Below are 8,457 nucleotides of genomic sequence, written 5' to 3'. Positions count from 1 at the left end.
TAGATACTGAAGCAGTGAGTAATTCAGAAGTATTATCGGAATACAAAGCGCAGCAAAGTAATGAGAGAGGATTTAGATTTATCAAAGATCCTTTATTTTTTACTTCGAGTGTATTCGTGAAAAAGCCGGAGCGAGTTGAAGCAATTGGAATGATCGTGGGACTGTGTTTGTTGGTATATAACCTGGCGCAAAGGAAATTGAGACAACAATTATCAGCTACCAACGAGCAAGTGAAAAATCAGGTAAAGAAATTGACTAATAAGCCGACAATGCGCTGGATATATCAGATGTTTCAGGCGGTGCATTTAGTGACGATAAATGGAGCGAAGCAGGTCAGTAATTTAACCCAAGAACTTCAAGATATTTTGCGGCATTTAGGAAAGTATTGCTGTCAATACTATTTACTGTGCGTTCGCTCATTTCAAACAGGTAAGGGGAATTAAAAGCTGGCGGGGTAAGCCTATCAGGATGTGTCTGAGGCAAGGTAGGCTAGAGAGCAATTTTTGAGATTGCCATTTGCTTGAGATGGAAATTAGTTCAGAGCGGATAGACGACATTCCACTAATTGCATCGTTACTCAAGCAAATGGAGATAGCCAAGTGGATAGACCAACAACTAAAACAGCCCCATGGCAATCATCAGGGCTTAAGTTATGGTCAATTAAGCGTATTGTTGTTGATATACATGATTAGCCAATCAGATCATCGGTTGTGTGCAGCAGAAAGTTGGGTCAACAGCCATCGAAAAACATTAGAACTGGTTACAGGCTGGTGTATTGGGGAAAAAGATGCCACAGACGACCGTTTAGCCCGTGTATTAGAACAATTTGGATTGCAGCCAGAGGCTTGCCAAGAAATTGAACAAAAGTTAGGAAAGCATCTAATTCGAGCCTATGAATTACCCAGCGAGGTAGCAAGACTAGACACTACCTGCTTTGGAGTGAATCATGGGCAGATTGAATAGTCAGGCAGATAGTCTATTGCGCCATGGATATTCCAAAGATAAACGCCCCGACCTACTACAATACCGTCAGATGTTGGGAACATTAGATCCTACTGGAATACCGTTAGTCAGTGAGACTTTAGCTGGAAATGGGGCTGATGATTCATTGTATTGGCCAGCTTGGCAAAGAATGGCAAAGGTGATTGGACATAAACTTTTTGTATTTTTAGCTGATTGCAAAGCCGCCGCAATAGCTACGCGTGCGACTATAGCTGATGCAGGCGGTATTTACTGTTTTCCCCTGCCTCTAACTGGGCAGAATCCTGACTTACTAAAGCAATGGGTTCTTAACCCACCATCGGCAAGTGTAGATATTAGATTGCCAAGACAAGAAGAAGATGAACCTGCTGTGGGAAAAGGGTTCGAGATAGAGTTAGGAAAAACTTGGTTCAATCCAGATACTAATAAGTTGGTGAAATGGCACGAACGTTATCTCGTTGCTTACTCTCACGTCTTGGCGACCGCTCAGATTCGAGGATTACATGAACGACTAGATAAAGCTGAAACTGCACTAAAAAAGTTGAAAAAGAGTCCTGGAGAAGATTTAGAGGTGTTAAATGCTCAAGTAGCAGCCATTCTCAAACGGCATCGGGTCAAAGAGTTTTTAATAGTAACAACTACAATCGAAACCAATATCAGAACTAGCTATGTTAAGAAGGGTCGTCCATCAGCAAAATCCCCAACTAAGGAAGTGACTCAGATAGAGCTAACGCTTGAGAGCGAACGCCAAATTTTAGCCATTGCAGAAGCAGAGCAATTGGCTGGTTGGCGATTGTATGTCACCAATGCGCCTATAGCTCGCCTTAGCCTTAACCAAGCTATTTCCTACTATCGAGATCAGTGGATTGTTGAACGAGGCTTTCATCGTTTCAAACGCGGTCAGTTACCAGCTTTACCCATCTACTTCCAAAATCAAGATCGGATCGTGGGATTGATGTTCTTGCTCACCCTAGCTTTAAGGGTGTTTACCTTGATAGAATTTATCGTTCGATTGGCTTTGCAAACTTCCCAACAAAAGTTGGCGGGGCTTTATGCTGGCAATCCTAAAAGAGCTACAGAGCGACCTTCTGCTGAGCAATTATTGAAGGCTTTCGACAACCTTAACCTCTATTTATTTCCCGAAAATTCCATTGTTGTTACGACGCTTTCGGCTCTTCACCGACAGATACTTTTTTTTGCTCAAATTGCCAGAATCCATTTACCACCTACATCTCAAGCCCCATAAGCCTTAATTCCGTCACATCTTTCCAAAATGAGCGAACGGACAGTATTTAATGTTTTCAAGTGAATAACGATTAAGTTCGAGGTGTAGATATTTATGGATAATTTGCATTGATTAGTCAAGATAATTTGCTCTTGGCATAAATCGTCTTGCTTAAAAACAATGATTGACCACGATAAAAAGCAATGTGAATATGTGAGAAAAAGTCAATTATTTCAAATTACTTAATTTAGCTGAATTTAACAAGATTTTGTGACGCTAACACTGCATCATTTCAGCCCAAAAGCGTTTGGCTTCCAAGTTTTCACAACTGATAAAAAAATCCGACCCACATCTGCGGAATGTGGGATGTAATGCCGAGCGAGTAGCACAAGCTATCCGCCTGCATTGGGGTATTGAAAATAGTCTGCATTGGACTTTAGATGTTACCTGGAATGAAGATGCTTGTCGTGTCCGTACAGGTCACGGACCACAAAACTTAGCATTACTGCGACGCCTGGCTCTTAATGCTTTAAACCTGGAGAAATCTTATAAACGTAGCAATCGTCAAAAATCCCATCGGGCTGCTATGGATAATAACTATATGCTGACTGTTCTCGCTAGTTGTTTATTTCCACATGATGATGCCTCAAGACCCTGTTGTCAATAGGCTTTGAGATGCGCTTACCCTGACTTCTCTCATTCGTTACCAGAAAGAATTGGTTGAAAGCCGGAACGCTTTGAGGGAGAAATTAAAATCAGACTATTCATTACTCCAATCCTCGGACTTATAGGTAGAGGTCGCTCTCAAACTGTCCCCGGTCAACTGTCCCAGGTCAACTGTTGAACGGAGGTCGCGTTCCGGCATTGAACAGACTCAGACCCGATCGCTCTCACAAAACTTTTCGTTAGAATTATATATGTTAGCATCGCCCTTGAAAAATGCCCGATCGCCCGATCGGCAGATTTAGCTCCGGCTGTGCCAAAATTGTCTAACTCGCTCACAAGTGTTACCAGTCAAAGATAGAGCTGTAACACTTTACCCCACCGGTGCTCATGCAAGATTTCATTAATAACATCTCTCGCTACCCTCGTTTTTTGATTACTGTGTGTCTGGGAATCTTTTTTTTCCTGTTCGAGCGACTCAAACCTCTGCTCGATCGACCGGCAACTGCGATCGCCCTGATTACTTCGATTGTAGCGACTTTTGTGTTTCTAACTTTTACACTGCGCGCCATGTTAGGTCTGAGTCCGGTTTAAAGGCAAAATTTCTGCCAGAAAAAGCCGGCGAACTCTGACAAACCATAGCCCACAAACCAGTAACGTAGAGGGTTTGGGGGTTGCGACTTCTGAGTTTGAGTTGAAACACTAACCCCCGAAATAAGTGCAACTCTTCCGTGCGATCGCGCAATTGGCAATAGTCGCTGCGATAGATTGGAAGAGGAAGTAAAGTTACCCTAGTTATGTGAGCGCTCCTCAACCTTGGCGCAAGCAAACATTACCGAAGTGCAGCACAACAGTTCCGGCTATCAACACAACTGGGGAAATACTGCACCTCTGTTTCCCCCACTCCCACTTAATCCTTAGGAAGCGGCACACCCCGCCCCGCTTTCCTCTCCCGTTAACCTGACGGTATCACGAGAGTTTCCAGCGGACAAGACAGATGAAATTTGAACATATCTATCAATTTTTTCAAGACCCACCTCCTGTTTATCTAAACAAGGAACTGGCAGTGTGCTACATTCTCTCGGTGTTATTGCGCGGAGATTCCTACGGTACAGAACTCATCGGACAACTAGAAAGGGAATTTCCCATCTACCGACTTTCTGATACCGTCCTCTACAGCGCTTTGAAATTTCTCGAAGATGAAGCCGTCATTACCGGTTACTGGAAAAAAGTAGAAGGACGCGGCCGCCCCCGCCGGATGTATCAAATCCTCCCTGAGTGGCGGCATCAAGCTCAAGACCTGGCTCGTCTGTGGCACGAGTACATCGGTCAGGGAAACGGCGCGTCTGGCCGTCGTCCCCGTGCCTTAGAAACTGGTCACACGGGTTAGCAGGCGTTGAAATCGGATGCCTAAACCCTTGAGATGCGGGTGCTACTAGCAAAGCGAATTGTCGGATTGTCTTCGCTTTGCCAGCATCGCCGCCGCACAGCGATTAGAGTAGCGATTCACCAACAAAATGGGTCTGAAGCCCCCTCCTTCGCTCGACGGCTTCGCGTTAGAATATCTAGAAAGGCAAGTAAGAACAACCATCTACGTGTTGAAACAATCTCACTCATGTGTAACTCCTGATTTAGCTCGCCTCGACTCGATCGTAGTCTGGTTAAACAAGCAATAGTGAATTGTTGAGCGTACCTAACTGGCGGGCGTGATGGACTCTGAAAGTATCAAAAGATCAAAGTAAGCGCAATTGCAATACTTCTGTAGTAGTTGTTTTGAGCGTGTAGAGGCGATTTGTCAGCGCCTTTAAGACTCAAATTGTGGTCTTAAGAATCTCCGTGGCTAAAGCCCGGAGAGTGTCAATACGTCAGGACTTACGCATTGTCACTTGAGAATTAAGGATAATGGGGAGATATGGGAATTGGGTGATGGGGAGAAAAACGCATTGCTAGAAAGCTTGCCGAGAATTTGGGTTAAAAAGTGTCTGCGTAAGTCCTCGATCGTTTTCTTGTGTAAACTTCTGTAAAGTAATAGTAGAGAATTTCAATTACACAAACTTCTACCGATGGATACTACTGTTCTTTCTTCAACCTTTGTGATGACGCTGCTGTTGGCGGTTGGCTTGTTTTTCTTCATCAAGGCCTCAGTCAAAGATCGCATCGAACAGGTCAAGCTTGCTTCCGAGAGCGCCCAAGAGTCACTGTTAACCCAGCTACAAGAGTATTTTGCTTCTAGGGCTTACCGAGTTGCAGCGGTTGATGCCCCCAACTATAAAGTCACTTTTGAGGGTTTTGTGCGGCCGAGTTGGTTTTTAGCTGTCTTTTTAACTCTGTTGAGTGCAGGCGGGGCTCTCTGCTTGGGACTGGTTTTGGGAATGCTAGTACCGCAGCAAGGTCAAATCTTCTTAGGTTTGGTACTGCTGTCGCCCTTGACGGGAGTATTTTATTGGAAAAAAGCCGGACGTTCCGAGCAAGTCCTTCTCAAACTTGAATCAGTTGCTGACTCGGAAAGCCCAACTAAGAGCTTTGTTACTGTCAGAGCTCACCGCGACGAACTAGCAACTATGCAAAAAGCTTTAAATTTGAAACCGCTGGAAGAGTGAATTACCCACCGTCAAGCGGATTACCGCTATGACAGGGGCTTCCTGTTTCAACCGCCATCGCCTCGACACAAGCAAGCTTACGTTTAGGTCTTACGCAGCGTAAGCGAGGTTTGACAAGCCGTCTTGCCCTGACTCTCACATCCCTTGCACGATGTCCAGGCAGCCGCCCTCTTTCCGAAGGCAGAAATATTTTTAGTCGGAAACCCACATGGCGTTTGATGTATCCAGTGGCGGATTTCTTTTAGTGGATAGTGCGAAGCGTACTTACGCTTGCTCGATTGCAGCGGCCTTTTAGACGCCGCGCGGGGTGATCGACCTCCAAACCGATTGTACCAATTCTCGAAATGTTTGTACTGAGCAATTATCTATTTGTTCGTCGGGTACGACTCACACGCCTTTCATCCCCCACTAACCGAGTAGGGTATAGTGGGGAAATTCCCGTCTGCCTTGTTAAAAGTTTGGTGCGGAACGTTTTTTGATATGCTAGATGCCGTGCTTCGACTTCGAGCCGACAAACAGATTGCTGCGGGCAGTTCTCTGGTTGGCCCGAAAGTTCGATCGACTGTCACAGTCAAACGATTTTAGATTGTGAGATTTGAGATTTGAGATTTATTCTACAGATGAATCTGGGAGCTTTAATTTTCGTCTAAAATTGCGAGTGGTTCGCGACTCGATTCCGAGCTTGTATCCGTTTTTGGGCAGAGTCAAAAAAAACCATTATCCTGAGAGTGCCAATTGTGCCGATCGCCCTTTCTTGACGATCTATCCTGTTGCGATGGCTCCTTATACCTTAACTTCCCAAGGATTTTTCGCGTAAATTTCAGTTGGCACTCTCCAGACAATGAGAACTCTCGCGCTTTTGTTAAAAGAGCTAGAAAAACATTGCTGTCAATGTTTCGATCTAAACACGATCTATGCGCGACTGGCGGACACCGCAGGAATTTTTTCTGCGGTTGCTTCCAGCATCACCTTTAAGCTGGGAAACAAGAAATGGTTCTCTTCTACGTATTGGGCTCCGAACAAACCTTTTTCAGCCCAGAAGTATCTGTCGGTGGTATGCTCGTTACGCTTGACTAAGAGTAAAGCTGGGGGAGCAATGCCTTCGGCATGGATGAACTTGCGAGCCGCTGTTACGGGTTTATCTTCGCCGCTCTCGATGCTATATTGAGGCACACACTCTAAAATTCTGCGTCCTTCTTGTCGGCGGCGACTTTTGCGCTTGCGTCTCCTGGCCAATTTCTTTACCTCCTCTGTGAGCAGACAGTGTGAGCAGACAGTATGAGCAGACAGGTTTTGACATACTCCCCAGCCCTAAAGACGTGGGGATTCAGGATTCAAACAGCTTTTCTAATATTGCCGAGTATCCTAGGTTGATGCCCCAACCTATCTCAGATTTTTTTTGGATCGTAGAGTTGAGACCGGATTTTTACATCTGGCGAATCAACAATGTATGATTCAATCATCAAACCTGTCCCGATCGGACGTGGCTTTCGATCCAATTTTTAGGTAATGATAGCTACCAAATCCGAGGCCAGTATATCCGTTCTAGCTCTAAAGTTCAACTGTTTTTAATATATCGACATAATCTTAACATTCGTGCCGATCGACAAAAGTGCAGCGGTTGTGGTAAAGTGGGCCGCAACTTCCGGCAGCAGCCAAGCTTGGGACTCTGTGGAAGCTATGCAGGCGGGGCTTTAAAGCAATTGTGTTTGTGAAAGGTGACATACTCCCGACGCTCACCGCTCGTACAGGTAGAGCGCGGGCTTCTCCAGTCTTTCGACCTTCGCGTTTTATAGTGAGGGAGATGCCCAGCCCCACTTTTTTGATCGAGATTCCAGAGTTTAGATCGCGAGGCATTGATGCGCCACAAGAGCATTCATGCCAACGATCGCCCAACTCTTTTGGAACTCGATTCAGACATATTGCACAATGTTGAGACGTTCCTGCTGGATTTACTTTACGAACCGACCGCCCAGCTTTTTCAGCTTTGTACGGAAGAATTTCGTTTAAGAATCCAGCTATCCCAGCATCAGCAAAACTTTTATTGAGACCCGATTTTGCCGCTTGCCCATTGGGTAAAAACGTTCCGTCTCCATCCTGCTTGGGCTTATTGCGTCGGGACATATTAGAAACTTTAAGTGCTTCGACAAAGATGACTTCAGCTTTATCGACCAGCTTCCCAGCTATTTCAAAATGCCATTGTTTTCTTTGTCTAGCTATGCGTTGATGTAGCTTTGCCACACGGATATTTAATTTACGTCGAGCTTTCCCACCTTTGAGCCACAACTCCCTTTTGATTTGGAGTTTAGCCAATTGGCTTTCAGCCTTACGGAAAAATTTGGGTGGCTCAACCATAGTGCCATCGGAGCAAGCTACGAAGTATTCAAGCCCTGCATCAATCCCTAAACTATTAGCGACCGTTGCGACAATTTTATCCGTGAGACTATCTGGAACAGAAACATCTTCTAGGGTTAAGGTGACATACCAACCATCGGCTTTGTTCGTGACCAAGGCACGTTTAGTTACAAACCCATCAGGGATAGGACGATGCTGGATGAATTTGATTGCACCTAGCTTTGGTAGAGTGATTTGATTGTCTTGAATACAGTCTGCTTTTACTCGTGGGAAAGCAAAAGTCCTATAACGGTTTTTTGCCTTAAAACGAGGTCTACCGCTATGCTTTCCTTTGCTGTCTCCCTTTATAAATCGAGAGAATGCAAGGTCAACCCGTTTCACCATATCCTGCAATACATCAGCATGAATATCGCCATACCAATCTCGTTCTTTTTTTAGAAGAACGAGAGAACGTTTTTGCCCGTAATATTCAGGTTGTTCCCTTGGTGTAGCAATACTGCAAATTAACAATACTTCGGACAGTTTTGGAACAGGGACTCTCCCCGAGCAGAGACAAAAAGTCCCTGAAATTTTCACCGAAAATGCAAAAAAAAGGCACTTTTTACGTTAAGCTCAAAAAACACACGAACTTAA

Annotated in this window: 11 protein-coding genes; 8 read left to right on the top strand and 3 right to left on the bottom strand. The window is 44.9% G+C overall.

What is annotated here, in order from left to right:
- The 4 genes from QZ918_RS32390 to QZ918_RS32375 form a co-directional block, all read left to right on the top strand.
- Positions 1 to 443, top strand: a 443-nt coding sequence (locus tag QZ918_RS32390; RefSeq protein WP_293343030.1) for an IS1634 family transposase, incomplete at its 5' end; no start/stop codon positions are given.
- Positions 444 to 525: 82 nt separating this feature from the next.
- On the top strand, positions 526 to 963 hold the full coding sequence (locus QZ918_RS32385; RefSeq protein WP_293343033.1) for a DUF4277 domain-containing protein: 438 nt from the start codon (positions 526 to 528) through the stop codon (positions 961 to 963).
- Positions 947 to 2,227 (top strand): IS1634 family transposase, encoded by a 1,281-nt coding sequence (locus QZ918_RS32380; RefSeq protein WP_293343027.1) that lies wholly within the window; start codon positions 947 to 949, stop codon positions 2,225 to 2,227. The genes QZ918_RS32385 and QZ918_RS32380 overlap by 17 nt, the downstream gene beginning before the upstream one ends.
- A 286-nt stretch (positions 2,228 to 2,513) precedes the next feature.
- Positions 2,514 to 2,873: an ISAs1 family transposase gene (locus QZ918_RS32375; RefSeq protein ID WP_527250466.1), complete on the top strand. Its 360-nt coding sequence runs from the start codon at positions 2,514 to 2,516 to the stop codon at positions 2,871 to 2,873.
- Positions 2,874 to 3,025: 152 nt separating this feature from the next.
- Here QZ918_RS32375 and QZ918_RS32370 read toward each other — a convergent pair whose 3' ends face one another.
- Positions 3,026 to 3,208, bottom strand: coding sequence for a hypothetical protein (locus tag QZ918_RS32370; RefSeq protein ID WP_293343024.1), 183 nt, complete (start codon positions 3,206 to 3,208; stop codon positions 3,026 to 3,028).
- A 51-nt stretch (positions 3,209 to 3,259) separates the two neighbouring features.
- On the opposite strand from QZ918_RS32370, the gene QZ918_RS32365 reads away from it, so the two are divergent.
- The 4 genes from QZ918_RS32365 (at position 3,260) to QZ918_RS32350 (ending at position 6,054) form a co-directional block, all read left to right on the top strand.
- On the top strand, positions 3,260 to 3,463 hold the full coding sequence (locus QZ918_RS32365; RefSeq protein WP_293144336.1) for a DUF751 family protein: 204 nt from the start codon (positions 3,260 to 3,262) through the stop codon (positions 3,461 to 3,463).
- 403 nt (positions 3,464 to 3,866) lie between these two features.
- On the top strand, positions 3,867 to 4,259 hold the full coding sequence (locus QZ918_RS32360) for a PadR family transcriptional regulator (protein ID WP_293144339.1): 393 nt from the start codon (positions 3,867 to 3,869) through the stop codon (positions 4,257 to 4,259).
- A gap of 673 nt (positions 4,260 to 4,932) precedes the next feature.
- Positions 4,933 to 5,469, top strand: coding sequence for a cofactor assembly of complex C subunit B (locus QZ918_RS32355; protein WP_293343021.1), 537 nt, complete (start codon positions 4,933 to 4,935; stop codon positions 5,467 to 5,469).
- Positions 5,470 to 5,895: 426 nt separating this feature from the next.
- Positions 5,896 to 6,054 carry a hypothetical protein gene (locus QZ918_RS32350; protein WP_293343018.1) on the top strand — a complete coding sequence of 53 codons (159 nt, stop codon included), beginning with the start codon at positions 5,896 to 5,898 and terminating at the stop codon, positions 6,052 to 6,054.
- Between the two features lie 327 nt (positions 6,055 to 6,381).
- Here the strand turns inward: QZ918_RS32350 and QZ918_RS32345 are convergent, their stop codons facing one another.
- Both QZ918_RS32345 and QZ918_RS32340 read right to left on the bottom strand, forming a co-directional pair.
- On the bottom strand, positions 6,382 to 6,705 hold the full coding sequence (locus QZ918_RS32345; protein WP_293144355.1) for a DUF3155 domain-containing protein: 324 nt from the start codon (positions 6,703 to 6,705) through the stop codon (positions 6,382 to 6,384).
- A gap of 351 nt (positions 6,706 to 7,056) precedes the next feature.
- Entirely contained in the window at positions 7,057 to 8,334 is a 1,278-nt protein-coding gene (locus QZ918_RS32340; RefSeq protein WP_293343015.1) for an RNA-guided endonuclease InsQ/TnpB family protein, read from the bottom strand.
- Positions 8,335 to 8,457 lie beyond the last annotated feature (123 nt).

Origin of the sequence: Microcoleus sp. CAWBG58 (assembly GCF_020883045.1) — a bacterium.
Taxonomy (GTDB): domain Bacteria; phylum Cyanobacteriota; class Cyanobacteriia; order Cyanobacteriales; family Microcoleaceae; genus Microcoleus.
The sequence above is the reverse complement of the archived record's forward strand: the minus strand, read 5'-3'. Positions and strand labels throughout refer to the sequence as shown.